Below are 25,857 nucleotides of genomic sequence, written 5' to 3'. Positions count from 1 at the left end.
CGAAGGGTCCGCGCGTGGTGTCGCTCGTACCCTCGCTCACCGAGGCCGTCGCGGTGACCCTGCCCGGCGCCCTCGTGGCCGCCACCGACTGGTGCACCCACCCCGCGGGTCTCGACGTGCGACGCGTCGGCGGCACCAAGAACCCCGATGTCGACGCCGTCCTGCGGCTCGCGCCCGACCTCGTCCTCGCCAACGAGGAGGAGAACCGCGAGCCCGACCTGACCGCCCTGCGCCGGGCCGGAGTCGAGGTCCTGGTCACCGAGGTGCGGGACGTGCCGGGCGCCCTGCGCGAACTCGACCGGGTGCTCCGGGCCTGCGGTGCGCGCGGCCGTCCCCGGTGGCTGGACGAGGCCGAGGCCGCGTGGGCCGGGCCGCCGGCGCCGGACCGCCGCCGCAGCGCGGTCGTGCCCGTCTGGCGGCGGCCCTGGATGGTGCTCGGCCGCGACACGTTCGCCGGTGACGTGCTCGCGCGGCTCGGCGTCGACAACCTGTACGCCGGCCACGCGGACCGCTATCCGCGCATCCCGCTCGCCGAACTGACCGCCGCGTCCCCCGACCTGGCCGTCCTGCCCGACGAGCCGTACCGTTTCACCGCCGACGACGGTCCCGAGTCCTTCCCGGACATCCCCTGCGCCCTGGTCGACGGCCGGATGCTGACCTGGTACGGGCCCTCGATGGCCGAGGCACCGGGGAGGCTCAGCGCGGCGCTGCGGGCAGCCGGCCGCTGATCAGGCCCCGGGCGGTGCCGACGGCGGCCACCGACCAGGCCGCCACCAGCAGGGCGTAGAGCGCGACCGCCAGGATGTCGAAGGCGGCCGCCCCGGTGTGGCGCGCCAGGCTCTCCGCGCCGGTCGCGCAGGTGCCGAGCGGGAAGGTGAACGCCCACCAGGTCATCGCGAAGCCCATGCCCCGGCGGCGGGCCCGGACGACCAGGGCGATTGCCAATGCGAGCCACAGCAGGGCGAACCCCATGACGGGGACTCCGTAGAGGACGGCGAAGAAGGCGAAACCGTGGGCGTACGGGGCGGACAGCGCGCCCGGAGCGACGTCGGCGAACTTGCCGGCCGCCGTCGTCGACTGGCCCAGCGGACCGAGGACCAGGAACAGCGTCGGGGTCAGCACGAGCGGCGGCGGACCCGAGGTGACGAGCCGCGCGAACACCATCGGCAGCATCATCAGGACGGCCAGCAGGCTCAGCCCGAACAGCGCGACGCAGCCGAGGAGAAGCGTCTCCCGGGGCGGGCCGGCCGGCAGATGCGGCACCAGCAGCGGACCGAGGGCGGCCGACACCATCGGGGCGACGAGCGGCAGCAGCCACACCGGGGACGCCTGCCCCGGCTCGATCCGGTGGTGGACGACCATGAGGTACGGGACGGCCACCGCGGCGGCCAGTCCGAGCGCGGTCCCGGCCGTGAACAGGACGGTGTCCGCGGTGACCGCGGCCCCCGTTCCGATCCAGTCCGCGCCGACCACCAGGGTCCCGCCGCCGACGGCGAGCAGCGCCATCGCGAGACACCCGTAGAACGGGGCCGTCGCCGGGTCCAGGAGATGGGCGCGGGCCTGGTCGGCGTGGTACCTCCAGTGCGCGGCCCGGGCGACGAGCAACGTCACCAGCATCATGAGCGACAGCGCCCACACCACCGCGCAGGCCGTACGCAGCCCCGGCACGTGGACCGGCAGTCCCGCGCCCGCCGTCGCCACGATCGCCGTGCCCATCACCGACGCGTACCAGTTCGGGCCGAGATGACGGACCGCGGCGACGGCCCGGTCCCGTGTCGTGCGCGGGGACCGCGCGCCACGGACGGCGCCCGCCGGGTCGGCGGAGAAGGGCTGGGCTGCGGTGACCATGACTCCACGGTCGCGCGTGCCCGGGCTCCCCACCAGGGAGCTTGCGCCTATGAGGACATAAGCTGAGTTTATGAGTAGCAGTGCTGAGGAACGGACCGGACCCGGGATCGCCCACCGGGTCCCCGATCTGGGCGCGCTGGAACTGCTGCTCGCGGTGGCGCGGCTCGGGAGCCTCGGGCGCGCCGCGCGCGAGCTGGGGATCACGCAGCCGGCCGCGAGCAGCCGGATCCGCTCCATGGAACGCCAGCTCGGCGTGGCGCTCGTGGACCGCTCACCGCGCGGTTCCCGGCTCACCCACGAGGGGGCCCTCGTCACGGACTGGGCGCGCCGGGTGGTCGACGCGGCCGAGGCGTTCGACGCCGGGGCGCAGGCGCTGCGGGACCGGCGGGACTCGCGGCTGCGGGTGGCCGCGAGTATGACGATCGCCGAGTACCTGCTGCCCGGCTGGCTGATCGCGCTGCGCGCGCAGCGGCCCGACACGGCGGTCTCGTTGCGGGCCGGGAACTCGGCCGCCGTCGCCGAGCGGCTCCTGGCCGGGGAGGCGGACCTCGGATTCGTGGAGGGCCTCACCGTGCCGACCGGGCTCGACGCCGCGGTCATCGCCCGCGACCGGCTGATCGTGGTCACGGCACCCGGGCATCCCTGGGCGCGCCGCCGGGCACCGCTCGCCGCGGCCGAGCTGGCGGACACGCCGCTGATCCTCCGTGAGGAGGGGTCGGGGACGCGGCAGGTGCTCGACGCGGCGCTCGGGGGGCTCGCGCGTCCCCTCATCGAGCTGTCGTCCACCACCGCGGTGAAGGCGGCGGCCGTGAGCGGGGCGGGGCCCGCCGTGCTGAGTGAACTCGCCCTCGGGGAGGAGCTGTCGGGGCGGCGGCTCGTGAGCATCCCGCTCGCGGATGTCCGGCTGGCGCGCGACCTCCGCGCCGTCTGGCCCACCGGCCACCGCCCCACGGGCCCGGCCCGCGACCTGCTGTCCCTGACCCGGGGCGCGTAGCCGTACCCAGGGGGGCGGAGAGGGTGGAGGGGGCGAAGAACCGTGTGACCGACGTCCGTTCAGCCCGCCGCCGCGACCAGCCCCCGCATCACCCGCAGGTCCTCGCCCATCTCCGGATGCCACTGGACCCCCAGGACCCAGCCCCGGCCGGGGAGTTCGATCGCCTCCACGGTGCCGTCCGCGGCGTACGCGGAGATCACCAGGTCCTCCCCGAGGCGGTCCACCGCCTGGTGGTGGTGGGTCGGGACCTCGCAGGGTTCCGGTGCGAGCCCGCCGTACAGCGTCCCCGCCACGGGTGTCACCTCGTGGTACCCGAAGACGCCGGGTTCCTTCACATGCCCGTCGAGGTGCTGGACGAGCGTGCCGCCGCGGGCGACGTTCAGGAGCTGCTGGCCCCGGCAGATGCCCAGAAGCGGAGTGCCGGACTCCAACGCGGCCCGGATCAGGGCGAGTTCCCAGGCGTCCCGCTCGTGGGCGGGCGGGCCCGTCCGCGGGGAGCGCTCGGCGCCGTAGCGGGCGGGGTCGATGTCGGCGCCGCCCGCCACGACCAGCCCGTCGAGCCGGGCGACCGTGTCGGCGGCCAGCGCGGGATCGTCCGGCGGCAGCATCGCGGCGAGCCCGCCCGCCCGCTGCACGAGCCGCGGATAGGCGGCCGGAAGCAGCGCCGCCTCCAGGTGCCACACGCCCCAGCGCGCCCCGGTCTCCAGATACGTACTCACACCGATCAGCGGCCTGCCCACGCGGTTCTCCCTCGGATCCGGGTCGCCACGACGCCCGTGGAGCCGACCGGAGCCGGCCGAGGCCGACGGAGGCCGGGGCGACGGACGTCAATGGAACGGTCTCATACCTTTTGCTGCCGGTGGAGGGAAACCCGCGGGTCCCTCGCGTCCCGGCGCGCTCACGTCAGGAACCCGCGCAGCAGCGCCGCCGTGCCCGCGCAGTGCTCGCGCATCATCTCCCGCGCTCCGTCCGCGTCCCCGTCGAGAACCGCCTCGACGAGGGCGGTGTGCTGGCGCTGGGAGTGCTCCAGGTTGCGGACGAGGAGCGGGATGCAGTCCAGCAGGTCGTTCACGGAGGCGCGCACGGCCGCGTAGCGGGCGGCGAGGGAGGGGGAGCCGCTCAGCTCGGCCAGCGTGAGGTGCAGCAGGGTGTCCGCGCGCCGGTAGTCGGCGAGCGGCGCGTCGGCGGTGCGGGCGAGCGCGGCGCGCAGCCGGCCCGCCTGCCCGATGCCGAGGCCGTGCGCCGCGCACAGACCGGCCGCTCCCACCTCCAGCACCTCGCGGAAGCGCAGGACGTCCTCGACGTCGACCGAGGCGACCCGGCGGCGCAGCTCGTGCTCGTCCGGCGCGTCCGCGCGCGCCAGCACGAACGTTCCGCCGTACCGCCCGCGCCGCGACTCCACCAGACCCTGGTCCTGCAGCACCTTCAGGACCTCGCGCAGCGTGACCCGGCTGATCCCGAGCCGCTCCGCCAGCTCCCGCTCGGCGGGCAGCCGTTCACCGCCCGGCACCAGGCCCAGCCGGACGATCTGGAGGATCTGCTCCAGCGCCTCCTCGAAACCGTTGCCGGCCCGCACCGGCCGCAGCACCGGCGTCAGCCGGTCCTCCGGCCCACGGCCGGCTTCCGCCCCTGTCATCCGGTCGCGCCCCCTTCCCAAGCAATGGTTCTCGGCAATACCTTATGGCTCTCGGCTGACCCAAGGAGGCTTTTCCGGTGGCAGACCGCACACCCCCGCTCGCCGTCGAGGAACTGCGCGCCCTCGTGGCGGCCGGTGAGATCGACACCGTCGTCCTGGCCTTCCCCGACATGCAGGGCCGGCTCCAGGGCAAGCGGTTCGCCGCACCCTTCTTCCTCGACGAGGTCCTGGAACACGGCACGGAGGGCTGCAACTACCTCCTCGCCGTCGACACCGACATGAACACCGTCGACGGCTACGCCATGTCGTCCTGGGACCGGGGCTACGGCGACTTCGCCATGCACCCCGACCTCGGCACCCTGCGGCGCGTCCCGTGGAACGAGGGCACGGCCCTGCTCATCGCCGACCTCGCCTGGAACGACGGCTCCCCGGTGGTCGCCGCACCCCGGCAGATCCTGCGCCGCCAGCTCGACCGCCTCGCCGGCCTCGGCTACACCGCCCAGGTCGGCACCGAGCTGGAGTTCATCGTCTTCAAGGACACCTACGAACACGCCTGGGACACCGGCTACCGCGGACTCACCCCGGCCAACCAGTACAACATCGACTACTCCGTCCTCGGCACCGGCCGCATCGAGCCGCTGCTGCGCCGCATCCGCAACGAGATGCAGGCCGCCGGGCTCACCGTCGAGTCCGCCAAGGGCGAGTGCAACCCGGGCCAGCACGAGATCGCCTTCAAGTACGACGAGGCCCTCGTCACCTGCGACCAGCACGCCGTCTACAAGACGGGCGCCAAGGAGATCGCCAGTCAGGAAGGCGTCTCGCTCACCTTCATGGCGAAGTACAACGAGCGCGAGGGCAACTCCTGCCACATCCACCTCTCGCTCGCCGACGCCGACGGCACCAACGCGATGGCCGGCTCCGCCCAGGACCCCGGCGGCATGTCCGAGGTCATGCGCCGCTTCCTCGCCGGACAACTGGCCGCGCTGCGCGACTTCTCCCTGCTGTACGCGCCCAACATCAACTCGTACAAGCGCTTCCAGCCCGGCTCCTTCGCGCCGACCGCCGTCGCCTGGGGCTACGACAACCGCACCTGCTCCCTGCGCGTCGTCGGCCACGGCCGGTCGATGCGCTTCGAGAACCGGCTGCCCGGCGGCGACGTCAACCCGCACCTCGCCGTCGCCGGACTCGTCGCGGCCGGCCTGTACGGGATCGAGCACAAGCTGGAGCTGCCCGAGGCCTGCGCCGGCAACGCCTACACCTCCGAGTACGACCACGTCCCCACCACCCTGCGCGAGGCCGCCGAGCTCTGGGAGAACAGCCCCATCGCCCGCGCCGCCTTCGGCGACGAGGTGGTCGCGCACTACCGCAACATGGCGCGCGTCGAGCTGGAAGCCTTCGACGCCGCGGTGACCGACTGGGAGCTGCGCCGCTCCTTCGAACGCATGTGAGGACCGCCGTGCCGTACCCGTACACCTCGCCCCCGTACGACCACCAGCTCCAGGTGCTGAACCCGGCCACCGAGGAGGTCCTCGCCACCGTCCCGGCCGCCTCCGCCCAGGACGTCGACGCCGCCGTCGCGCGGGCCACGAGGGCACAGACCCGCTGGGCCGCCCTCGCACCCGACGACCGTGCCCGGCTGCTGCGCCGCTTCGCCGCCGTCGTCGACACCCACGTCGAGGAACTGGCCCGCCTGGAGGTCCGCGAGGCCGGCCACACCCTCGGCAACGCCCGCTGGGAGGCGGGCAACGTCCGCGACCTGTTCGACTACGCGGCAGGCGGTGTCGAACGGCTGACCGGACGGCAGATCCCGGTCGCCGGCGGACTCGACATCACCCTCCTCGAACCGCTCGGCGTCGTCGCGGTCATCGCACCCTGGAACTTCCCGCTGCCCATCGCCGCCTGGGGCACCGCACCCGCGCTCGCCGCCGCCAACGCGGTCATCCTGAAGCCCGCCGAGACCACCCCGCTCACCGCCCTGCGCCTCGCCGAACTCGCCCTGGAGGCAGGGCTGCCCGAGCACCTCCTCCAGGTGCTGCCGGGCGCCGGGCCGGTGGCGGGCGACGCACTCGTCGAACACCCCGGCGTCGCGAAGATCGTCTTCACCGGATCGACGACGGTGGGCAGACAGGTCCTCGCCAAGGGGTCCGCCCTCCTCAAGCGCGTCACCCTCGAACTCGGCGGCAAGAGCCCCAACATCGTCTTCGCGGACGCCGACATCGAGGCCGCGGCGGCGGCCACCCCCATGTCCTTCCTCGACAACTCCGGCCAGGACTGCTGCGCCCGCACCCGCATTCTCGTCCAGCGCTCCGTCCACGACCGCTTCCTCGAACTCCTCGCGCCCGCCGTCGAGTCCGTCGTCGTCGGCGATCCCTCCGACGAGCGGACCCAGATGGGCCCGCTGATCTCCAAGGTCCAGCTGGAGCGCGTCCGGTCCTACGTCGACGCCGACGCGCCCGGCATCCGCGGCAAGGCCCCCGAGGGTCCCGGATTCTGGTTCGCGCCCACCGTCCTCACCGGAGTCGACGCCCACGCGCGCGTGGCCGTCGAGGAGGTCTTCGGACCCGTCGCCGTGGTCCTGCCCTTCGAGGACGAGGCCGACGCCGTGCGGCTCGCCAACGCCACCGACTACGGCCTGTCCGGCTCGATCTGGACCCGCGACGTCGGCCGCGCCCTGCGCGTCTCCCAGGCCGTGCGGGCCGGCAACCTGTCCGTCAACTCGCACTCCAGCGTCCGCTACTGGACCCCCTTCGGAGGGTTCAAGCAGTCGGGGATCGGCCGCGAACTCGGCCCGGACGCCCTCACCGCCTTCACCGAAACCAAGAACGTCTTCATCAGCACGGAGGGCCCCGCACTGTGACCGAAGCGACCGAAGCAAACATCTGCCGCCGACTGGTCGGCCGTACCGCCGTCATCACCGGCGCCGGCAGCGGCATCGGCCTCGCCACCGCCCGCCGGCTCGCCTCCGAGGGCGCCCGGGTGGTCTGCGGCGACATCGACGAGCGCAGCGGCAAGGCGGTGGCCGAACAGGTCGGCGGGACCTTCGTCCAGGTCGACGTCACCGACCCCGAGCAGGTCGAGACGCTGTTCAGGACGGCGTACGACACCTACGGCTCGGTCGACATCGCCTTCAACAACGCGGGCATCTCGCCGCCCGACGACGACTCCATCCTCGACACCGGGCTGGAGGCCTGGAAGCGCGTCCAGGACGTCAACCTCACCTCCGTCTACCTGTGCTGCAAGGCCGCCATCCCCTACATGCGCCGCCAGGGCAGGGGCTCCATCATCAACACGGCGTCCTTCGTGGCCCGGATGGGCGCGGCGACCTCGCAGATCTCGTACACGGCCTCCAAGGGCGGCGTCCTCGCCATGTCCCGCGAACTGGGCGTCCAGTTCGCCCGGGAGGGCATCCGGGTCAACGCGCTGTGCCCCGGCCCGGTCAACACCCCGCTCCTCCAGGAACTGTTCGCCAAGGACCCCGAGCGGGCCGCGCGCCGCCTGGTGCACATCCCGGTCGGACGGTTCGCCGAGGCGGACGAGATCGCGGCGGCCGTCGCCTTCCTCGCCAGCGACGACTCCTCCTTCGTGAACGCCACCGACTTCCTGGTGGACGGAGGCATCTCGGGCGCGTACGTCACGCCTCTGTAGGTCCGGGCCGGTACGGTCCACTGGTCATGCGACACCGACAGAACCGACGAAACCCACGCATCCTCGCGTGGACCCTGGCCGCGGCCGCCCTGCTGGCGGCCGCGCCCCCCACCACGGCTCCCGCACCCTCGAACTGCCCCCGGCTGTCCGGTGGCTGGTACGGCGACAACCGCGCTCACCTTCAGGAGGTCATCGACGCCCGCGGCACCTGCGCGGGCGGCACGGGCCACGGACGGCACCCCGTCGCGGCGTTCGACTGGGACAACACGATCACCAAGAACGACGTCACCGACGCCACGATCTCCTGGGCCCTGCGGCACGACAAGATCCTGCGCCCGGCACGCTGGAAGGCCACCAGTGCCTGGCTCACCGACGCCGCCGACCAGGCGCTCACCACGGCCTGCGGCACCGCCGTCCCCGTCGGCGCACCCCTGCCGACCGCCACGAACACCCGCTGCACGGACGAGATCTTCGAGATCCGTGACACCGGCCGCACCATGAGCGGCGCCGCCGCGTTCGCCGGCACGTGGAACCACCGGCGCACCGTCCCGCAGTACGCCTGGGTGCCCCAGCTGTTCGCCGGACACACCGTCCCCGAACTGTCCTCGTACGCCCGACAGGCCCGCGCCGAGGCCCTCGCCGCGCCCGTCGGCTCGACCCGCGTGCTCGGCACCCACACGATCCCGGCCTACGTCCGCTACTACGCCCAGCAGCGCGACCTGATCCGCACCCTCCACCGCGCCGGATTCGACGTGTACATCGTCTCGGCGGGCTCCGAACCCGTCACCGAGGTCTGGTCGCGCGGAGTCGGCATCGACGCCGCCCACACCATCGCGATCCGCTCCGTGCTCGACCGGCGCGGCCGGATCACCACCCTCAACCAGGGCTGCGGCGGCGTCCCCGCGAACCGCGGCGCGGTCATCCCGTACATCGACGGCAAGCGCTGCTGGATCAACCAGGAGATCTACGGCGTGCGCGGCGGGGCGGCCTGGCAACGGCAGGACGCCCGCCACAGGACCGCGATCGCGGGCGGCGACGCCGACACCGACGTCACCTTCGTCGGCGACGCCACCGGCGCGCACCTCGTCGTCAACCGCAACAAGAACGAACTCATGTGCCGGGCGTACGACGACGCCGACGGCCGCTGGGTGATCAACCCGATGTTCATCGAGCCGCTGCCCCGCAAACCGGGCCTCTACCCGTGCTCCACGAGCGCCCGCACCGCCCCCGACGGCACCCTCGGCCCCCTCCGCAGGCCGGACGGCTCGATCGTGCCCGACCTCGCCGACACCGTGTACTGAGGTTCGGAGCACGTTTTAGAGTGCCGGGATGAGCATGACGCCCCCTCCCGGCTGGTACCGCGATCCCTCGTACCCGCTCGTCGAGCGCTGGTGGGACGGGGCCGCCTGGACCGACCACCGGCGTACGCCCGAGACCGTCCGACAGCCCCTCCCGGCACCGCCGGAGGCCCGCCCGCCCGGCGGTGCCTCCGGTCGCGCCAAGGCCGTCGCGCTCGGCGCCGCCGCCGCGGTCCTCGTCGCCGCCATCGTCACCGGCGCCGTCCTGCTGCGCCTCGACCACGGCGACGGGGACACCGCCGCGCAGACCACCCCGGCGGTCGCTTCCCCCGACGGCACCGACGGACCGTCGCCCACACCGTCCGGACCCTCGCCCTCCGCCGGCGATCCGTCCGTCGTCGTGGACCAGCTCAACGGCATCACCCTGCCGTTGCGGGCCGGCTGGACCCGGCCGAAGTACATCGCCGACCACGACGTCGTGATGACCACCCCGGGCACCTACGACTGTCCGGGCGACCCCGGCCTGTGCCGGCACGGCCAGGTCAGCTCACGGACGGCCACGGCCACCGACGTGACCTCCCCGAAAGCCCTCGCCGAGGGCGACATCAAGGACGCGATGGACAGCGTGTACGACCGCGACGCGCTCGGCAGCAGACCCTTCCGGGGCGTCACCTCGCACACCCTGGTCAAGACGGGCTCGGTCGCCGTCGCCGGACGCGCCGGGTACTTCGTGCGCTGGAAGGTCAAGACCCGTGTGGGCCCCGGGGGTTACGTCGAGTCGCTGGCCTTCCCGTCCAGCGTCGGCACCCAGGCCCTGGTCATCGTCCGGTTCGCCTTCGACGCGGGCCCGGACGGGCCGCCGCTGTCCGACATGGACCGGATCACCAAGGGGATCCGGTCCGTCGGCGGCACGGACGCGGGCGGCGGGGTGGGCAGCAGCATCGGCCCGTCGAACTGAGCGGGCGGCTCACCCGTCGAACCGAGCGGGCGGCTCAGAGGAACGTGTGCCCCTCACCGCGGTACGTCGGCACGGTCGCCGTCACCGCGTCGCCCTCGACCAGGCGCAACGCGTCGAACCGCTCGCACAGTTCACCTGCCTTGGCGTGGCGGAACCACACCTTGTCGCCGATGAGCAGATCGTCCGCCGGGGATCCCAGCAGCGGGGTCTGCACCTCGCCCGGCCCCTCCTGCGGGTCGTACGCCAGCCCCTCCGGGAGGTAGGGCACCGGCAGCCGGTCCGGGCCGGCCGCACCGGACGCCGGATAGCCGCCGCCCAGCACGGTCACGATCCCCACGCCCGGCCGCCGCACGACGGGCTGCGCGAACAGGGCCGCCGGACGGCCGCTGAACGAGGTGTAGTTGTCGAAGAGCCGCGGCACATAGAGCCCCGACCCCGCGGCGATCTCGGTCACCGCGTCCTCGGCGGCCGTGTGCTGGACGCTGCCGGTGCCCCCGCCGTTGACGAACTCGAGGTCGGGCTCGACGGCACGCACCGCGCGGACCACCTCCGCGCGCCGCTGGATCAGCTCCTTGCGGGCGGTGGCCTGCATCAGCCGCACGGCCCGTGAGCGCAGCGGCCGCCCCGCCACGGAGTCGCCGACGCCCGCGATGTGCCCCTCGTAGGCCATGATCCCCACGAGCTTGAAGCCGGGCGCGCGCTTGATCGCCCGGGCCAGGTCCGCGACCTGGGCGGGGGAGTGCAGCGGAGAGCGCAGCGCCCCGACCCTGACCCGGCCCCCGAACCGCTTCAGCGCGGTGTCCAACTCCAGGCAGACCCGCACCACTTCGGTGCCGCCCTGGCGCGCGTCGTCGATGAGCCGCAGCTGGGCCGGGTCGTCGACCATGACGGTCACCGCGGCGGCGAGCTTGGGGTCGGAGGTCAGCTCGGCGTAGCCCTTGCGGTCGGCCGAGGGGTAGGCGAGCAGGACGTCGTCGAAACCCGACCTGGCCAGCCACAGCGACTCGGCGAGTGTGAAGGACATGATCCCGGCGAAGCCGTCCCGGTCCAGGACGCGTTCCAGGAGGGCGCGGCAGCGCACGGACTTGCTGGCGACACGGATCGGCTTGCCGCCGGCCCTGCGGACGAGATCGTCCGCGTTCGCGTCGAAGGCCTCCAGGTCCACGATCGCGACGGGGGCGTCGAGGTGAGCGGTGGCCCGGTCGTAGCGGGCCCTGTCGGCGGCACGGGCAGTCATGCACGCAGCCTGCCAGACTCGATTACCGCAGGGTAGGGGGACGTTCCGGGCAGATGCCGCAGGGCTTCGGACTGCTTCCCTCCGGACGCGCGTCAACCCGTAGAGTGACGCGGACGCAGGGAGGGACGACCTTGCCCGACGGGCCCTGCCCGGGGTGACGGTCCACCGGTACGGGTATGCGTGCTCGTGGCGGTCCCCTTCCGCGCAGGAACGGTCCGGGTGGACTCCGCAGGTGGACTCCGCGAGGGCCGGCAAGCCCGGTACGAGGAAACGGGGGGTGCATGAGCACGGAAGCGCGTCGCGCCGCCCCTCCGCCGCGTCCCTCCGGCCCACCGCCGTCCGGACACCGGCCGGCCGCGCACCCGGACGGCGGCCCGGAGCCCACGGACACTCCGGCACCCGGCGAGACGCCGGCGCCCCCGCGGTCCTCGCCGCCTCCGCCGTACCCACCCCCCTCGACGACACCCGCCGCGCCCTCCTGCGCGCCGCCGGTGCCGCCCTCCACGCCTCCTCGCACGCGCCCCGCCGCGTCCGCCCAGCCCTCGACCTCGTTCGCGCCGCCTGCGGCGACCCCGCCGGTCCCGCCACGTCCGGCGGCCCCGCCGACCCCGGCGGCCTCGGGGGACGGGACGCCTCCGCCGAGGCCGGCCGGTCCTCCGCCCGTGCCGGGCGCCCGTCGTCCGGAGGCACCGCCCGCTCCGACGTCCGCTCCCGGTCCGCCGGCCCCGCCGCGTCCGGAACGGCTCCCGTCGGGCGGCGAAGCGTGGGAGTCCGGGGGCGGTTCGCCGACGGCCGGGACCACCGCGTCCGGACGCGGCTACGCGCCTCCGATCGAGGGGGAGTCGTGGTCCGACGAACCCCCGCCGCGGCCGGCGCAGGAACGGTCCCCCGTACACCCCTCCTCACGCGACCGGGACGCCACGCCCCGAACCCCCGCCACCCCGGAACAGGGCACCGAGCCCCGCCCTCCGTCCGCCCCGGAACAGGGCGCGGCATCCCGTCACCCGTCCGCGCCGTACGGGAGCACCGCACCCCAGGGCTTCTCGTCGGCCCGGCAGGACACCGAACCGGGCAACCGTCCGGCGGCCGGCGAGGGCGTGGCCTCCCGCAACGCCTCGGCCCCCGGCCGGGGCGCGGCATCGAGGAACCCTTCCTCTCCCGGCCGGGGCGCGGCATCCCGGTACCCGTCCACGCCGGACGGGAGCACCGCACCCCGGGACCGCTCCTCGTCCCGGCCGGACGCCGACTCCGGGAACCGGTCGGCTCCGGGGCAGGGCGCGGCCTCCCGCAATGCCTCGACCCCCGGCCGGGGCGCCGTGTCCGGGGACGCCTCCCCGACCGGCCGGAGCGCGTCCCCGCACCCCTCCTCACCCGGCCAGGGCGCCGCGTCCCGGTCGCGCCAGGCCGCGCCGTACTCCGGAGCGGGGGTTCCGCCCCGGCCGGAAGGCCCGCCCCGGGGTGCGGATCCGTCCGTGCCGCCGCAGTCCGAGGCGCCGACGGCGGAACGGGCCGCTGCGGAACGTCAACAGGAGCTGTACCGGCGGGAGTTCGGTGCCTCGGGTGCCGCGCCCACCGCGTCCGGCCAGGAGGCCCCGCGCTTCCCGCGGCTGCGCCCGGGCGCGATGACGCCGCCGCCGCCCGCCGCCACCGCACGCTTCCCCGACACGCCCCCCGCCACCGAGGACTCCCCGCGCGGCGACCGGGTGCCCCACCCGTCCCCGCCGTCGCAGCCCGGGAGGCCGGGGCGTTCCGCCGTTCCCGGTGAGCGGCCGGCGGAGACGACCCGACGACTGCGGCCCGTCCGTACGGAGGATCCCTCCACGCCCGCCGCAGCGGACCCGTTCCCGCCGCAGCCGACGACCCCGGCCCCGCCCGCGGGAGTCCCGGCTCCGGAGCGGCCCTTCGTGTCGTTCGCCGAGCCCGAGACCTACGGGAACAGCCCCGCACCGACCCGTCCGTTCTTCGGGCGGCCGCGAACCCGTACCGCCGCCGCTGCGGCCTGCGTCGTCCTCGGCCTCGGCCTCATCGGCGGTGCCGTGACGGGAAGTTGGCTCACCGGCGACGACACGGACACCCCCGGTTCCCGCGGCGCCTTCGCCGCGGCCGGGGAACTCTGGCACAGCGTGCCCGTGGACCGGCTCTTCCCGCCGAGCGTGCGCGGCGACGGAGCGGGCCCCGGCGGCTCCGACCGCACCTGGACACGGATCGCCGTCGCCCCGGACACCGGCTGCGCGAACGCCTTCGACCCGCTGCTGCGCAAGGCACTCGCCCCCGTCGGCTGCCTGCGGCTGCTGCGCGCCACCTACGTGGACGCGACCCTGAGCCACGTCACCACCGTCGGCCTGCTGTTCACCAAGGGGGACGCGGCGGCGATGACCGCGCTCAAGGCCCGTTTCGGCAAAGAGGACTTGGACCGGCGCACCGACCTGATGCCGCGCACCTACCCGGCCAAGGGCACCCCGGCGGCGGACTTCGGCGACGCCCAGCGCGCGTCCTGGACCGAGTCGGTCCTCACGGACGCCCCGGTCGTCGTGTTCGCCGTCTCCGGGTTCGCCGACGGGCGTACGGTCACCGCGCCGCAGCCCGCCGCCGACGCCATGAAGCCCGGGGCGACGACCGCCCCGGCCCAGGCCGGACTCGGCCACGAGGCACAGGGCCTCGCCGACCGGGTGGAGCGGAGCCTCCGCAAGACCGTCACCCCGGCCACGGAGAAGCCGTCATGAGCCGCGAGCCCGCTGCCGTCCACCCCGTCACCGCACCCGCGCGGACCGCAGCGGGCCGCGCCCGGCGTCTCCGCGCCGCCCCGGCCACCCGCGCCCCCCGGCTCTCCCGCCGGTCCGCCGCGCTCAGCGCCCTGCTCGCGGTCTCCCTCGCCCTGGTGCCCACGGCCGCCGCCCACGCCGACGGCATACGGGCCCAGCAGTGGGGCCTCGACGCGATGCACACGCAGCAGGCGTGGCGGACGACCAAGGGCAAGGGCATCACCGTCGCCGTCCTCGACACCGGCGTCGACGCCCGGCACCCCGACCTCACGGGCAACGTGCTCACCGGCAAGGACATGGTCGGTTTCGGCGCGAGCCGGGGCGACCGGGCCTGGGCCCGGCACGGCACCGCCATGGCGGGCATCATCGCCGGCCACGGCCACGGGGCCGGCGACGCCGACGGAGTCATGGGCATCGCGCCCGAAGCCAGGATCCTGCCCGTCCGCGTCATCCTCGAAGACGCCGACCCCGCCCGCTCCAAGGCCCGCACCACCCGGGGCAACGCCCTCGCCGAGGGCATCCGGTGGGCCACCGACCAGGGCGCGGACGTCATCAACCTCTCCCTCGGCGACGACTCCAAGTCCGCGCACCCCGAGCCCGCCGAGGACGCGGCCGTCCAGTACGCGCTGAAGAAGGGCGTCGCCGTCGTGGCCTCCGCCGGGAACGGCGGAGAGAAGGGCGACCACATCTCCTACCCGGCCGCGTACCCCGGCGTGATCGCCGCGACCGCCGTCGACCGTTACGGAACGCGCGCCTCGTTCTCCACCCGCCGCTGGTACGCCACCGTCAGCGCCCCGGGCGTCGACGTCGTCATCGCCGACCCGGACGACCGGTACTACGAAGGCTGGGGAACCAGCGCCGCGTCCGCGTTCGTTTCCGGAGCGGTCGCGCTCATCCGGGCCGCCCACCCGGGTCTCGCCCCCGCGCAGATCAAGCAGCTCCTGGAGGACACCGCGCGCAACGTGCCCTCGGGAGGCCGCGACGACGCGCGCGGCTTCGGCTTCATCGACCCGGCCGCGGCCATCGAGGCCGGCGGCCGGCTCAAGCCCGAGGGCCTCGCCTCGGCCGCGTACGGCCGGAAGTACTTCGGCCCCGGACCCGAGACCCCGGACGACGACGGCGGATCGGCCGACTGGGCCGGCCCGCTCGCGGGTGCCCTCGGCGTGAGCCTGCTGGCGGCGGCCGTCGTCCTGTGGCGCGGACGCAGGGGCGCGCCCCTGTTCGGCCGGCGCTAGACCAGGTCCCCTGCCGGCGACCGCTGTCCGGTCCGAGGCGCTGCCGGCCCCTCACTTCTCCCCGGCGGCACGGAACGCGGCGACCGCGGCCTCGGACGCCGCCTCCACCAGTGAAATCCCCTGAGCCTGCGTGGAGTTGCCGTCCGACAGTGCCGCCACCAGGTAGTCGTGGCCGTCGACGGTCACACGGCCGATGCTGTTGATGTCCCACAGCCCGGTCGCGGTCCGCGGCAGCCACCCGTTCTTCAGGGCCCACCGCCCGCCGTCCGCCGCGGCCGACACGCCCCACCGCTGGCCGGTCGCTATCTTCCCCATGAGCCCCTGGAGATAGGTGCGGGAGGCCGCGCCGAGTTCCGAGTCGTCCCCGAACACCTGCCGCAACAGGGTCAGTTGATCGCCCGCCGTGGTCCGGGTCAGCCCCCACAGCTCACCGTCGCCGCCCTTCGTGCCCGTGAGGCCGAAGCGCTTGTTCGCGGCGTCGAGGCCGTCCGCCCGGCCGATCGCCGCCCACAGCGCGGTCGCCGAGGCGTTGTCGCTGTTCTCGATCATCGTGGTGGCGTACGCCTTCTCCTGGACGGTGAGCCGCCGGTCCGCGTCCTGCGCCCGCAGCAGCAGGGCGGCCAGGATGTCCACCTTGACGATGCTCGCGGTGTCGAAGGTGCCGTCGCCGTACGAGGCGCTCTCACCGGAGTCGACGTCCAGGACGGCGACCGACACCCTCGCGCCGGCCGCAGGCGTCACCGACCTCATCGCCTTCGCGAGCAGCGCGTCCCGGTCCACCGACGGCTCCACCACGGGTTCCACCGATGCCTCCTCGCCGGCCGACGGCGACGCCGAGGGGAGTGCCGACGCCGACGACGCCGACGATACGAGGGTCTTGCCGTCGTGCGCATGCGCCTGGACGTAGACGGTCCCGGCTCCCGTGACGCCGACGAGCACGGCGGAGGCCACCAGGGTGCAGAGAATCGACGTGCGCCGGACGGGCCGGGCGCGGCGCCCGCGGGATCTGTGACGGTCCATGCCGCGATGCTGGACGGCCCGACTGTGCCTCCGGTTAGACGCGTGTTAGAGCTGTGTCAGCGAAGACTGAGAAACCCGTGAATCCCGTCACCGCCGGGTTTCGGGGCCCGCACAAGCGCAACAGCATCCCCCCGATAGGGTCAGGGACCGTGGCGAACAAGAACATTCCCGACTCCGGCTTTCCCGACGACGACGGCTCCGCCGATCCCCGGCTGAGCGCGGCGCTCGCCGCCTGGTCGGCGGACCGTTCCGCCGTGCCGCCGGTCCTGGAGGCCCTCAAGGACGCCCGGCTGCTCGTGCCGGTCGTGGCGGTCCTCGGCGAGGTCGAGGAGGACGAGAACGGGCTGCGCCACGAGAAGACCAGCGACATGGCGGTGCCCACCCTCAAGGCAGGGGACCGCACGGCGCTGCCCGCCTTCACCTCCACGGACTCGCTGGCCCGCTGGGACCCCGCGGCCCGCCCCGTCGCCGTACCCCTGCGCCAGGTGCTGGAGGCCGCCGCGCACGAGAAGGCGGACACGGTCGTGCTGGACCTCGCCGGTCCCGTCGCCTTCCAGCTGACCGGCTCCGCCCTGCTGGCACTGGCCGAGGGGCGGACGACCGCCGAACCGCTGGCCGATCCCGCCGTCGTCGAGGCGGTACGGGCCGCGGTGGCCGCCGAGCCCCTGGTGGTCCGGGCCCATCTCGGTCCGGGTCAGGCCGACGGCACGTTGGCCCTCGTGCTCGACCCGTCGGCAGCCCCCGCCGAGGCCGCCCGCGCGGTCGCCGAGCGGCTCGCGGCCGACGAGACACTGCGGGCCCGCCTGGTCCGCGGCCTCGACCTGGCACTCCTGCCGGCCGAGGCGACACCACCGGGCGAGCCCCTGTACGTGCGCCGCTGAGCGGGACGGTTCAGCCGTAGACCGGACCCGTGTACTTCTCGCCCGGGCCCTGGCCCGGCTCGTCCGGGACGAGGGAGGCCTCGCGGAAGGCGAGCTGGAGCGACTTCAGGCCGTCGCGCAGCGGCGCCGCGTGGAAGGAGCTGATCTCGGTCGTGCTCGCGTCGAGGAGCCCGGCGAGCGCGGTGACGAGCTTGCGGGCCTCGTCCAGGTCCTTGTGCTCGTCACCCTCCTCGGTGAGACCGAGCTTCACCGCGGCGGCGCTCATCAGGTTGACGGCGACCGTCACGATGACCTCGACCGCGGGGACCTCGGCGATGTCGCGGGTCATGGTGTCGAAGTCGGGGTTAGGGGGAGGGGTGTCACTCATGCCCCACACGATAGGCCCCGGCGCGCACGCCCCCGCCCGCGGGAGCGTTCCCCCTGGTGGGGGACGGTCCCGAGGCCGTCGGTTAGCGCGTACCCGGCGAAACTGCTAACCTTGTGTAACGACCGGCCGGACACGTATGTGCTCGGCCCACAAGTGGAGGCTCCGATCTCCCACCTGACCGTCCCCCGGGACGGCGGGTCACCCGGTCAGGCGGCCGCCACCGTTCCGTACGGACGGTGGAGTCGCCCGAATGTGCGCCCCGCGGTTGACCGCGGCGGTGCTCCGGTAATCCATGGAGCCCCGCCTGTGTCCCGTCAGGGGCATTTTTCATGCCCCGCAGCGGTTGGTCCCAGTGTCAGCAGAGACATACGCGGCTGTCCGCCAGACCGCCGTGTGGTGCTACCTAGGAGGATCCATCAGCGCCGAGCCCCGCATCAACGACCGGATTCGCGTTCCCGAAGTGCGACTTGTCGGTCCCAGCGGCGAGCAGGTCGGGATTGTTCCGCTTGCCAAGGCCCTTGAGCTTGCTCAGGAGTACGACCTCGACCTGGTCGAGGTGGCGGCGAGCGCTCGCCCGCCCGTCTGCAAGCTCATGGACTACGGCAAGTTCAAGTATGAATCGGCCATGAAGGCCCGCGAGGCGCGCAAGAACCAGGCGCACACGGTCATCAAGGAGATGAAGCTCCGGCCGAAGATCGACCCGCACGACTATGACACCAAGAAGGGTCACGTCGTCCGGTTCCTCAAGCAGGGCGACAAGGTCAAGATCACGATCATGTTCCGTGGTCGTGAGCAGTCCCGGCCGGAGCTCGGCTACCGACTGCTCCAGCGTCTCGCTTCGGACGTCGAGGACCTCGGGTTCATCGAGTCGAACCCGAAGCAGGACGGCCGAAACATGATCATGGTTCTCGGCCCGCACAAGAAGAAGACCGAGGCGATGGCCGAGGCCCGTGAGGCCCAGGCCGCTCGCAAGGCGGAAGCGAAGGCCAACCCCGGTCGCTCGCAGAACGCCGCCGACGGTGACCTGGCCGAAGGCGAGATCGCCGAGGGTGGGACCACCGAGGCCGAGTCCGCCGAGGCTCCGGCCGAGGCGTCCGCCGAGGCGTGATCCCAGGGCTCACGCCCCAGGATGTCAATCGATACATATGACGTTCCACCGTGCCCGGTCCCGCGACCGGGCACCGGAACGCCACTGACGAGGAGAGAACGGCGCTATGCCGAAGAACAAGTCGCACAGCGGTGCCAGCAAGCGCTTCAAGATCACCGGCTCCGGCAAGGTGCTCCGCGAGCGTGCCGGCAAGCGCCACCTGCTCGAGCACAAGTCGTCGCGCCTGACGCGCCGCCTCACCGGCAACGCCGAGATGGCCCCGGGCGACGCCAAGAAGATCAAGAAGCTTCTCGGCAAGTGACGTACCGGCGCCCAGGCGCCGCACGTCAGGACCGGGACCCCATCGATTTCGGGCCGTGTGACTCCCACCACGGCCCCGCTACAAGGAGTTAAAAAGTGGCACGCGTCAAGCGGGCAGTCAACGCCCACAAGAAGCGCCGGGCAATCCTCGAGGCGGCCTCCGGCTACCGCGGTCAGCGTTCGCGCCTGTACCGCAAGGCCAAGGAGCAGGTCACCCACTCGCTGGTCTACAACTACAACGACCGCAAGAAGCGCAAGGGCGACTTCCGTCGGCTGTGGATCCAGCGCATCAACGCTGCGGCCCGCCAGAACGGCATGACGTACAACCGCCTCATCCAGGGTCTGAACGCCGCCAACATCGAGGTGGACCGCAAGATCCTCGCGGAGCTGGCCGTCAACGACGCCAACGCGTTCGCCGCGCTCGTCGAGGTCGCGCAGAAGGCCCTGCCGTCGGACGTCAACGCGCCGAAGGCCGCCTGACACCGACGCCGGCCCTCGCCGGAAGTCACCGGACCCGCAGGTTTTCGCCTGCGGGTCCGTCGTGTTCCGTGCGGCAGAAACTCCCCCTGCAACGTGAAGGTGACCCCATGCCCCCCGCCGCCCCCGAGCTGATCTCCCCGCGCTCGCCGCGCGTCGCCGCCGCCCGTCGGCTCGCCAGGCGGAACTTCCGGGGCAAGGAGCGGCTCTTCCTCGCCGAGGGGCCGCAGGCCGTACGGGAGGCCGCCGCGCACCGCGTCGACGGCGACGCCACCCTCGTCGAACTGTTCGCCACCGTCGAGGCGGCCGAGCGGTACGCCGACATCGTCGGCGACGCCCGCGCCGCGGGCGCCCGCGTGCACCTCGCCGAGGAGGAGGTCATCGCGGACATCTCCACCACCGTCACCCCGCAGGGCGTCGTCGGGATCTGCCGCTTCCTCGACACCCCCTTCGAGGACGTCCTCAAGGCCCGGCCCCGCCTCGTCGCCGTACTCGCGCACGTCCGCGACCCCGGGAACGCCGGCACCGTGCTGCGCTGCGCGGACGCCGCGGGCGCCGAGGCCGTCGTCCTCACCGACGCCTCCGTCGACCTCTACAACCCCAAGGCCGTCCGCGCCTCCGTCGGGTCCCTGTTCCACCTGCCCGTCGCCGTCGGCGTCCCCGTCGAGCAGGCCGTCGCGGGCCTCAAGGACGCGGGCGTCCGGATCGTCGCCGCCGACGGAGCGGGCGAGGACGACCTCGACGACGAGCTCGACAAGGGGACCATGGGCGGACCCACCGCCTGGGTGTTCGGCAACGAGGCCTGGGGACTCCCGGAGGAGACCCGGGCGCTGGCCGACGCCGTCGTGCGCGTCCCGATCCACGGAAAGGCCGAGAGCCTGAACCTCGCCACCGCCGCGGCCGTATGTCTCTACGCGTCGGCCCGTGCACAGCGCGCCTCCACAGGGTGCCGCTCCGTCACCGACAGCTAGTAGGGTGACGGGCTCGGGGGCCCTCTGCGCCAGACGAGAGGTGGGGTACGGGGATGAGTGTCGGCACGGGCGGTGCGCACAGCGCGCTGCGAGCACGCGACGTGCGCGGCACCCCCGCGTCCCGGCCGGATGAAGGCACCGACCCGCAGGCCGGCACGGGTGTCGACCCCGACGACCTGCCCGACGGACTCGTCGTCGCCGACGAGCACGGCCGGGTCATCTGCTTCAACGCCGCCGCGGCGCGGATCACCGCCGTCCCCGCCGACCGGGCCCTCGGCCGCCGTCTGGAGACGGCACTGCCCCTGGAGGACCTGGAGGGCCGCCGCTGGTGGCAGCTGACCGACCCCTACGGCGGACTCACCATCCGCAACGGCCAGCCCGAGCGCAACCTGCTGCTCCCCGGCGGCCGTGAGGTCCTGGTCGCCGCCCGCTACGTACGGACCCGGCCCACCGGACCCGTCCGCCGCGTCGTCGTCTCCCTGCGCGACACCGAGGCCCGCCGCCGCACCGAGCGCAGCCACGCCGAGCTGATCGCCACCGTCGCCCACGAACTGCGCTCGCCGCTGACCTCCGTCAAGGGCTTCACCGCGACCCTGCTCGCCAAGTGGGAACGCTTCACGGACGACCAGAAGAAGCTGATGCTGGAGACCGTCGACGCCGACGCCGACCGCGTCACCCGGCTCATCGCCGAACTGCTCGACATCTCCCGCATCGACTCCGGCCGCCTGGAGGTCCGCCGCCAGCCCGTCGACATGGGGGTGGCCGTCGGCCGCCACATCCAGGCCTACGTCGCCTCCGGCCAGCCCGCCGACCGTTTCCTGCTGCGCATCGAGCAGCCGTTGCCCGCCCTGTGGGCCGACCCCGACAAGGTCGACCAGGTGCTGAGCAACCTGATCGAAAATGCGGTGCGACACGGCGAGGGAACCGTCACCATTGACGTGGCACCCTCGGTCTCCCCGCGCGAGCGGGCGGACGAGGAGGGCCCGGCGAGTGCCGTCACGTCGGTCACCGTGAGCGACGAGGGCACCGGAATCCCGGAGGAGTCCATGAACCGCGTCTTCACCCGCTTCTGGCGGGGCAGCAAGCGCGGTGGCACGGGCCTCGGGCTGTACATCGTCAAGGGCATCGTCGAAGCCCACGGCGGCACGATCACGGTCGGCCGCGCCCCCGGTGGAGGGGCAGAGTTCCGATTTACGTTGCCCGTGGGCACCCCGGCGTATCTCCTCTGACGCCGCGACGCACCCCACGGGCGCATCCGCACGGGAGCACCGCCAGGTCCTGGGCAGGCCCCCACCCCCGTTAGACTCGGCCTTTGGCACCTTTGCGTCCTCTCATCTGCGGACGATTCGTCTCCGAGTCGGTGACGGGGACCCTCAGCCAGCCAACCGGAAGCACGGGAAGAGATGTCGGCACCTAATAAGTCGTACGACCCTGTAGAGGTCGAGGCCTTGAAACCGGAAGAGATCGAGCGCATGCGGGACGAGGCGCTCGCCGCCTTCGCGGCCGCCGGCGACCTCGACGCGCTCCAGGAGGCCAAGGTCGCCCACACCGGCGGCACCTCTCCGCTGGCCCTCGCCAACCGCGAGATCGGCGCACTGCCCCCGCAGGCCAAGGCCGCGGCCGGCAAGCTCGTCGGCCAGGCCCGGGGCGCCGTGAACAAGGCCCTCGGTGCCCGCCAGGCCGAGCTGGAGGCCGAGCGCGACGCGCGCGTACTCGTCGAGGAGGCGGTGGACGTCACACTGCCCTACGACCGTGTACCCGCCGGCGCCCGGCACCCGCTGACCACCATGATGGAGCGCGTCGCCGACGTCTTCGTGTCCATGGGATACGAGATCGCCGAGGGCCCCGAGGTCGAGGCGGAGTGGTTCAACTTCGACGCCCTGAACTTCGGCCCGGACCACCCGGCCCGGCAGATGCAGGACACCTTCTTCGTCCAGGGCCCCGAGGGCGTGGAGGGCGACGAGTCCGGTGTCGTGCTGCGCACCCACACCTCCCCGGTGCAGGCCCGCGCCCTGCTCGACCGGGAGCCGCCCGTCTACGTCGTGTGCCCCGGCCGCGTCTACCGCACGGACGAGCTCGACGCCACGCACACCCCGGTCTTCCACCAGATCGAGCTGCTCGCCGTCGACGAGGGCCTGACCATGGCCGACCTCAAGGGCACCCTCGACCACATGGTCCAGTCGCTCTTCGGCTCGGACATGAAGACCCGGCTGCGCCCGAACTACTTCCCCTTCACCGAGCCGTCCGCCGAGATGGACATGCTCTGCTACGTCTGCAAGGGCGAGTCCGTCGGCAACCCCGACCGCCCCTGCCGGACCTGCTCGTCCGAGGGCTGGATCGAGCTGGGCGGCTGCGGCATGGTCAACCCGCGGGTGCTCGTCGCCTGCGGCGTCGACCCGGAGAAGTACAGCGGGTTCGCCTTCGGGTTCGGTATCGAGCGGATGCTGATGTTCCGCCACAACGTCGAAGACATGCGAGACATGGTCGAGGGTGACGTCCGGTTCACCCGGCCGTTCGGGATGGAGATCTGATGCGGGTCCCGCTTTCTTGGCTGCGGGAGTACGTCGACCTGCCGGCGACGGAGACCGGGCGCGACGTCCAGGCCAAGCTCATCTCGGCAGGCCTCGAGGTCGAGACCGTCGAGCCGCTCGGCGCCGACCTCAAGGGCCCCCTGGTCGTCGGCCAGGTGCTGACCATCGAGGAACTGACGGAGTTCAAGAAGCCCATCCGCTTCTGCACCGTCGCCGTCGGCACGGCCAACGGCACCGGTGAGCCCCAGGAGATCGTCTGCGGCGCCCGCAACTTCGCCGTCGGCGACAAGGTCGTCGTGGTCCTGCCCGGCGCCGTCCTGCCCGGCAACTTCGCCATCGCCGCGCGCAAGACGTACGGCAAGACCTCGCACGGCATGATCTGCTCGGGCGACGAGCTCGGCATGGGCGACGACGGCAGCGGCGGCATCATCGTGCTGCCGCCCGAGGTCGAGGTCGGCACCGACGCCATCGAGCTGCTCCAGCTCGTCGACGAGGTCCTCGACATCGCCGTCACGCCCGACCGCGGCTACGCCCTGTCGATGCGCGGCGTCGCCCGCGAGACCGCCATCGCGTACGGCCTGCCGCTGCGCGACCCGGCCCTGCTCGACGTACCGGCCCCGAACGCGTTCGGCTACCCGGTGCAGGTCTCCGACCCGATGGGCTGCGACCGCTTCACCGCCCGTACGGTGACCGGCCTCGACCCCGACGCCCAGTCCCCGATCTGGCTCCGCCGCCGCCTCCAGAAGGCCGGCATGCGCCCGATCTCGCTGGCCGTCGACATCACCAACTACGTGATGCTGGAGCTCGGTCAGCCGCTGCACGCGTACGACCGCGGCCGCGTCCAGGGCACCATCGGTGTGCGCCGGGCCGAGCAGGGGGAGAAGCTCACCACCCTCGACGGCGTCAAGCGCACGCTGAACGCCGAGGACCTGGTGATCACCGACGACCGCGGTCCCATCGGCCTCGCGGGCGTCATGGGCGGCGCCAACACCGAGATCGACGACACCGAGGGCACCACCACCGAGGTCGTCGTCGAGGCCGCGCACTTCGACGCCATCTCGATCGCCCGCACGGCCCGCCGTCACAAGCTGGCCTCCGAGGCGTCCAAGCGCTTCGAGCGCGGCGTCGACCCGCAGGCCGCCTCCGCGGCGGCCCAGCGGACCGTCGACCTCCTCGTCCTCCTCGCCGGCGGCACCGCCGACGCGGGGGTCACCGAGGTGATCACGCCGTCCGCGCCGCACACCATCACCATCCCGGCGAACCACCCGGACAAGGTGGCCGGTGTCGACTACGGCCGTGAGACCGTCGTCCGCCGTCTCCAGCAGGTCGGCTGCGACGTCTACGGCCAGGACGAACTGATCGTCACCGTGCCGTCCTGGCGTCCCGACCTGACGGACCCGAACGACCTGGCCGAAGAGGTCATCCGGCTCGAGGGCTACGAGAACCTGCCCTCGACGCTGCCCAAGCCTCCGGCCGGCCTCGGCCTCACGGACCGGCAGCGCCTGCACCGCCGTGTCGGCCGCGCCCTCGCCGGCGCCGGATACGTCGAGTCGCCGAACTACCCGTTCATGGGCGAGCAGGTCCTCGACCAGTTCGGCCTGGCGGACGACGACCCGAACCGCAAGGTCGTCAAGCTCGTCAACCCGCTCTCCGACGAGGAGCCCGCGCTCCGCACGACGCTGCTCCCGGGCCTGCTCCAGGCCCTGCGCCGCAACGACGGACGCGGCAGCCACGACCTGGCGCTCTTCGAGACGGGCCTGGTCTTCCACCCGCGGGCGGAACTGCGGATCGCCGGGCGGCTGCCCGTCGACCGCCGTCCCACCGACGAGGAGATCGCGTCCCTGACCGCCGCGCTGCCCGTCCAGCCCCGGCACGCCGCCGTCGTCCTCGCGGGCGCCCGCGAGCAGGCCGGCTGGTGGGGCAAGGGCCGCCCGGCCGACTGGGCCGACGCGATCGAGGCCGCGCGCATCCTGGCCCGTGAGGCGGGGACCGAACTCCTCGTCCGCTCAGGCCAGTACGGTCCGTGGCACCCCGGCCGCTGCGCCGAGCTCTCGGTCGTCGTGGACGGCACGCGGCGGGTCGTCGGACACGCCGGTGAACTCCACCCCCGTGTGCTGAAGGCGCTGGGCCTGCCCGCGCGCACCTGCGCGATGGAACTGGACCTGGACGCGCTGGAGGAGGCGAGTTCCGGCCACCCCAAGGGGCCGAAGATCTCGACCTTCCCGGTCGCCACGCAGGATGTCGCGCTGGTCGTCGACAAGGCCGTACCGCACGCCGACGTCGAGGCGGCGCTGCGCGAGGGCGCGGGTGAACTCCTGGAGTCCATCCGGCTGTTCGACGAGTACGAGAGCGAGCAGCTCGGCGGGGACCGCAAGTCCCTCGCGTACGCGCTGCGCTTCCGTGCCGACGACCGCACGCTCACCGTCGACGAGGCCTCCGCGGCCCGCGACGCCGCGGTGGCCCTCGCCACCGAGCGCACGGGAGCGGTACTGCGCGGGGCCTGACGGACCGGCAGGTCGTACCGGGGAGCTGTGAGCCGGACCGCGGATCGTTCCGCGGCCGGGCGCACGGCTCCCCGCCCGCTTTCCA

General features: G+C 73.4%; 23 protein-coding genes. 17 read left to right on the top strand and 6 right to left on the bottom strand.

Annotated elements, in window-relative coordinates; translation table 11 throughout:
- Window positions 1–14 precede the first annotated feature (14 nt).
- Window positions 15–728 carry a helical backbone metal receptor gene (locus tag B0675_RS34110; protein ID WP_241540074.1) on the top strand — a complete coding sequence of 238 codons (714 nt, stop codon included), beginning with the start codon at window positions 15–17 and terminating at the stop codon, window positions 726–728.
- On the opposite strand, the gene B0675_RS34105 is transcribed toward B0675_RS34110, so the two are convergent.
- Window positions 697–1,848 carry a TDT family transporter gene (locus tag B0675_RS34105; RefSeq protein ID WP_081223458.1) on the bottom strand — a complete coding sequence of 384 codons (1,152 nt, stop codon included), beginning with the start codon at window positions 1,846–1,848 and terminating at the stop codon, window positions 697–699. The two genes, B0675_RS34110 and B0675_RS34105, sit on opposite strands and share 32 nt — an antisense overlap.
- A gap of 70 nt (window positions 1,849–1,918) precedes the next feature.
- Here B0675_RS34105 and B0675_RS34100 point away from each other — a divergent pair, with 70 nt between their 5' ends.
- Window positions 1,919–2,842 (top strand): LysR family transcriptional regulator, encoded by a 924-nt coding sequence (locus B0675_RS34100; protein ID WP_081223457.1) that lies wholly within the window; start codon window positions 1,919–1,921, stop codon window positions 2,840–2,842.
- Between the two features lie 59 nt (window positions 2,843–2,901).
- On the opposite strand, the gene B0675_RS34095 is transcribed toward B0675_RS34100, so the two are convergent.
- On the bottom strand, window positions 2,902–3,582 hold the full coding sequence (locus B0675_RS34095) for a gamma-glutamyl-gamma-aminobutyrate hydrolase family protein (RefSeq protein WP_081223456.1): 681 nt from the start codon (window positions 3,580–3,582) through the stop codon (window positions 2,902–2,904).
- A gap of 158 nt (window positions 3,583–3,740) precedes the next feature.
- On the bottom strand, window positions 3,741–4,478 hold the full coding sequence (locus B0675_RS34090) for an FCD domain-containing protein (protein ID WP_081223455.1): 738 nt from the start codon (window positions 4,476–4,478) through the stop codon (window positions 3,741–3,743).
- Between the two features lie 77 nt (window positions 4,479–4,555).
- Between B0675_RS34090 and B0675_RS34085 the strand changes: the two genes are divergently transcribed.
- From B0675_RS34085 to B0675_RS34065, 5 genes are read left to right on the top strand one after another with little or no spacing between them, the layout of a single operon-like run.
- The gene (locus B0675_RS34085; RefSeq protein WP_081223454.1) at window positions 4,556–5,926 is read left to right on the top strand and encodes a glutamine synthetase family protein; all 1,371 of its coding nucleotides are present in this window, start codon (window positions 4,556–4,558) and stop codon (window positions 5,924–5,926) included.
- Between the two features lie 8 nt (window positions 5,927–5,934).
- On the top strand, window positions 5,935–7,335 hold the full coding sequence (locus tag B0675_RS34080) for an aldehyde dehydrogenase family protein (protein WP_081224042.1): 1,401 nt from the start codon (window positions 5,935–5,937) through the stop codon (window positions 7,333–7,335).
- Window positions 7,332–8,123: a 3-oxoacyl-ACP reductase gene (locus B0675_RS34075; RefSeq protein WP_081223453.1), complete on the top strand. Its 792-nt coding sequence runs from the start codon at window positions 7,332–7,334 to the stop codon at window positions 8,121–8,123. The genes B0675_RS34080 and B0675_RS34075 overlap by 4 nt, the downstream gene beginning before the upstream one ends.
- Before the next feature lie 26 nt (window positions 8,124–8,149).
- Complete coding sequence (locus B0675_RS34070; protein ID WP_081223452.1) at window positions 8,150–9,424, top strand: hypothetical protein; 1,275 nt, start codon at window positions 8,150–8,152, stop codon at window positions 9,422–9,424.
- A gap of 28 nt (window positions 9,425–9,452) precedes the next feature.
- On the top strand, window positions 9,453–10,379 hold the full coding sequence (locus tag B0675_RS34065; protein ID WP_107482908.1) for a DUF2510 domain-containing protein: 927 nt from the start codon (window positions 9,453–9,455) through the stop codon (window positions 10,377–10,379).
- A 34-nt stretch (window positions 10,380–10,413) separates the two neighbouring features.
- On the opposite strand, the gene B0675_RS34060 is transcribed toward B0675_RS34065, so the two are convergent.
- Complete coding sequence (locus tag B0675_RS34060) at window positions 10,414–11,616, bottom strand: amino acid deaminase/aldolase (protein WP_081223450.1); 1,203 nt, start codon at window positions 11,614–11,616, stop codon at window positions 10,414–10,416.
- Between the two features lie 1,622 nt (window positions 11,617–13,238).
- Between B0675_RS34060 and B0675_RS34050 the strand changes: the two genes are divergently transcribed.
- A complete protein-coding gene (locus tag B0675_RS34050) occupies window positions 13,239–14,339 on the top strand; it encodes a hypothetical protein (RefSeq protein ID WP_241540122.1) in 1,101 nt (366 codons plus the stop codon).
- Window positions 14,336–15,613: a type VII secretion-associated serine protease mycosin gene (gene mycP, locus B0675_RS34045; RefSeq protein WP_081223448.1), complete on the top strand. Its 1,278-nt coding sequence runs from the start codon at window positions 14,336–14,338 to the stop codon at window positions 15,611–15,613. The genes B0675_RS34050 and mycP overlap by 4 nt, the downstream gene beginning before the upstream one ends.
- A 51-nt stretch (window positions 15,614–15,664) precedes the next feature.
- Here the strand turns inward: mycP and B0675_RS34040 are convergent, their stop codons facing one another.
- A complete protein-coding gene (locus tag B0675_RS34040) occupies window positions 15,665–16,633 on the bottom strand; it encodes a serine hydrolase (RefSeq protein ID WP_081223447.1) in 969 nt (322 codons plus the stop codon).
- Between the two features lie 149 nt (window positions 16,634–16,782).
- On the opposite strand from B0675_RS34040, the gene B0675_RS34035 reads away from it, so the two are divergent.
- Entirely contained in the window at window positions 16,783–17,514 is a 732-nt protein-coding gene (locus B0675_RS34035; protein WP_081223446.1) for an SseB family protein, read from the top strand.
- 10 nt (window positions 17,515–17,524) lie between these two features.
- Here the strand turns inward: B0675_RS34035 and B0675_RS34030 are convergent, their stop codons facing one another.
- Window positions 17,525–17,881: a DUF1844 domain-containing protein gene (locus B0675_RS34030; protein WP_081223445.1), complete on the bottom strand. Its 357-nt coding sequence runs from the start codon at window positions 17,879–17,881 to the stop codon at window positions 17,525–17,527.
- 391 nt (window positions 17,882–18,272) lie between these two features.
- Between B0675_RS34030 and infC the strand changes: the two genes are divergently transcribed.
- From infC to pheT, 7 genes are all read left to right on the top strand, one after another.
- A complete protein-coding gene (gene infC, locus B0675_RS34020) occupies window positions 18,273–18,989 on the top strand; it encodes a translation initiation factor IF-3 (RefSeq protein WP_107482907.1) in 717 nt (238 codons plus the stop codon).
- Window positions 18,990–19,095: 106 nt separating this feature from the next.
- Entirely contained in the window at window positions 19,096–19,290 is a 195-nt protein-coding gene (gene rpmI / locus B0675_RS34015; protein ID WP_003947156.1) for a 50S ribosomal protein L35, read from the top strand.
- A gap of 95 nt (window positions 19,291–19,385) precedes the next feature.
- Window positions 19,386–19,769 carry a 50S ribosomal protein L20 gene (gene rplT / locus B0675_RS34010; RefSeq protein WP_024494113.1) on the top strand — a complete coding sequence of 128 codons (384 nt, stop codon included), beginning with the start codon at window positions 19,386–19,388 and terminating at the stop codon, window positions 19,767–19,769.
- Between the two features lie 107 nt (window positions 19,770–19,876).
- Entirely contained in the window at window positions 19,877–20,737 is an 861-nt protein-coding gene (locus B0675_RS34005) for an RNA methyltransferase (protein ID WP_081223443.1), read from the top strand.
- A 53-nt stretch (window positions 20,738–20,790) separates the two neighbouring features.
- Window positions 20,791–21,966 (top strand): ATP-binding protein, encoded by a 1,176-nt coding sequence (locus B0675_RS34000; RefSeq protein WP_081223442.1) that lies wholly within the window; start codon window positions 20,791–20,793, stop codon window positions 21,964–21,966.
- Between the two features lie 174 nt (window positions 21,967–22,140).
- Entirely contained in the window at window positions 22,141–23,268 is a 1,128-nt protein-coding gene (gene pheS, locus B0675_RS33995; protein WP_081223441.1) for a phenylalanine--tRNA ligase subunit alpha, read from the top strand.
- A complete protein-coding gene (gene pheT / locus B0675_RS33990; protein WP_081223440.1) occupies window positions 23,268–25,772 on the top strand; it encodes a phenylalanine--tRNA ligase subunit beta in 2,505 nt (834 codons plus the stop codon). The genes pheS and pheT overlap by 1 nt, the downstream gene beginning before the upstream one ends.
- Window positions 25,773–25,857 lie beyond the last annotated feature (85 nt).

Source organism: Streptomyces sp. M41(2017) (assembly GCF_002078175.1).
Classification (GTDB): domain Bacteria; phylum Actinomycetota; class Actinomycetes; order Streptomycetales; family Streptomycetaceae; genus Streptomyces.
Note: the sequence above shows the minus strand (reverse complement) of the source record. Positions and strands in the feature narration are given on the sequence as shown.

Bases quoted from the DNA above. Each gene is read 5' to 3' on its own strand.
- B0675_RS34105 (WP_081223458.1), bottom strand. From the start codon at position 1,848: ATGGTCACCGCAGCCCAGCCCTTCTCCGCCGACCCGGCGGGCGCCGTC.
- B0675_RS34100 (WP_081223457.1), top strand. From the start codon at position 1,919: ATGAGTAGCAGTGCTGAGGAACGGACCGGACCCGGGATCGCCCACCGG.
- B0675_RS34090 (WP_081223455.1), bottom strand. From the start codon at position 4,478: ATGACAGGGGCGGAAGCCGGCCGTGGGCCGGAGGACCGGCTGACGCCG.
- B0675_RS34070 (WP_081223452.1), top strand. From the start codon at position 8,150: ATGCGACACCGACAGAACCGACGAAACCCACGCATCCTCGCGTGGACC.
- B0675_RS34065 (WP_107482908.1), top strand. From the start codon at position 9,453: ATGAGCATGACGCCCCCTCCCGGCTGGTACCGCGATCCCTCGTACCCG.
- B0675_RS34060 (WP_081223450.1), bottom strand. From the start codon at position 11,616: ATGACTGCCCGTGCCGCCGACAGGGCCCGCTACGACCGGGCCACCGCT.
- B0675_RS34050 (WP_241540122.1), top strand. From the start codon at position 13,239: ATGACGCCGCCGCCGCCCGCCGCCACCGCACGCTTCCCCGACACGCCC.
- mycP (WP_081223448.1), top strand. From the start codon at position 14,336: ATGAGCCGCGAGCCCGCTGCCGTCCACCCCGTCACCGCACCCGCGCGG.
- B0675_RS34040 (WP_081223447.1), bottom strand. From the start codon at position 16,633: ATGGACCGTCACAGATCCCGCGGGCGCCGCGCCCGGCCCGTCCGGCGC.
- B0675_RS34030 (WP_081223445.1), bottom strand. From the start codon at position 17,881: ATGAGTGACACCCCTCCCCCTAACCCCGACTTCGACACCATGACCCGC.
- rpmI (WP_003947156.1), top strand. From the start codon at position 19,096: ATGCCGAAGAACAAGTCGCACAGCGGTGCCAGCAAGCGCTTCAAGATC.
- B0675_RS34005 (WP_081223443.1), top strand. From the start codon at position 19,877: ATGCCCCCCGCCGCCCCCGAGCTGATCTCCCCGCGCTCGCCGCGCGTC.
- B0675_RS34000 (WP_081223442.1), top strand. From the start codon at position 20,791: ATGAGTGTCGGCACGGGCGGTGCGCACAGCGCGCTGCGAGCACGCGAC.
- pheS (WP_081223441.1), top strand. From the start codon at position 22,141: ATGTCGGCACCTAATAAGTCGTACGACCCTGTAGAGGTCGAGGCCTTG.
- pheT (WP_081223440.1), top strand. From the start codon at position 23,268: ATGCGGGTCCCGCTTTCTTGGCTGCGGGAGTACGTCGACCTGCCGGCG.